The organism is Pinibacter aurantiacus (genome assembly GCF_019130065.1).
GTDB lineage: Bacteria > Bacteroidota > Bacteroidia > Chitinophagales > Chitinophagaceae > Pinibacter > Pinibacter aurantiacus.
This window is the reverse complement of sequence record NZ_JAHSPG010000022.1, coordinates 1-1,155: the sequence shown is the minus strand read 5'-3', so window position 1 is coordinate 1,155 and position 1,155 is coordinate 1. Positions and strand designations below refer to the sequence as shown.

Here is a 1,155-nt window from a genome sequence, read left to right as displayed (position 1 = left end):
AATATCCAACCAGGAGACAAGACGAAGGGAGATACTCACTTTTACTAAAAAACTAAGAGAATGAAAACCGTTGTCAAACAAGTGGCAGGCATAGATGTCGCCAAAAATGAATTGGTGGTTAGCTTCGGAAAGATGCATGATGATTGGACGCCCGAGCTGTGTGCTTTTAAGACTTTTGCCAATACCGTCAAGGGATATGAATTGATGCTTAAATGGGTAATTAAAGTTGCGGAACCTCAGTTGCCGATTCGTTTTGTAATGGAGGCAACAGGAGTGTATCATGAAGCATTTGCCTATTATTTAGACAACAAGTCATTGGAAGTAAGCATTGTATTGCCTAATAAGATAAGCAATTACGCTCGTTCATTGGCGAAAAATACAGTAACAGATAAAACCGCATCCGAAGCAATCATGTTATTTGGGTTGGAAAGAAAGCTAGATAGGTGGCATAAACCTAAAAAAGTATATAGAGATTTACGAGTGCTTACACGTGAACGTAGTCAGCTTATAGAGGAGCGAACAATGTTAAAGAATCAATTGCATGCAGAACAGATTCGAGCTGACTCTTCTGATCAAAGCATTGGCAGAATGAATAAACGGATAACCTTACTAAATAAACAGTTGCTGGAAATCAAAAAAGAATTATCTGAGGCGGCCATTAGCGATCAACAAGTAAAACAAGATCTAAAATTGTTATGCTCACTACCCGGTGTGGGTGAATTAACGGCGGCCACCATAATGGGCGAAACCAATGGCTTTGACCTGATACGCAACAAGCGGCAATTAACTAGTTATGCGGGTTTGGATGTGAGAGAAAAGCAATCTGGCACTTCTGTCAAAGGAAAGCCGAGGATATCTAAAAAAGGGAATAGGCATTTACGCAAGGCAATGCATATGCCTGCACTATCGGCAATAAAAAAAGATGACAGATTCAAGGCTGTGTTTGCCAGATTGGTATCAAAACATGGTATAAAAATGAAAGCAGCAGTCGCTGTACAACGAAAATTACTAGAAATGGCTTACACGATTTTCAAAACTCAAAAGCCTTATGATGAAAACTACTTTATTAATCAGGGTGTAACCTTACAAAAAAATTAGAGGACAAATCATAAAGACTGTCCTCTAAACAGGCTGGCATTATAGCCGCCTAAAACA

Annotated in this window: 1 protein-coding gene; it reads left to right on the top strand. The window is 39.2% G+C overall.

The window, feature by feature from the left end:
* Window positions 1–60: 60 nt before the first annotated feature.
* The gene (locus KTO63_RS26185; protein WP_217795332.1) at window positions 61–1,098 is read left to right on the top strand and encodes an IS110 family RNA-guided transposase; all 1,038 of its coding nucleotides are present in this window, start codon (window positions 61–63) and stop codon (window positions 1,096–1,098) included.
* Window positions 1,099–1,155: the final 57 nt, after the last annotated feature.

Coding starts and splice junctions, on each gene's coding strand:
- KTO63_RS26185 (WP_217795332.1), top strand. CDS start 61: ATGAAAACCGTTGTCAAACAAGTGGCAGGCATAGATGTCGCCAAAAAT.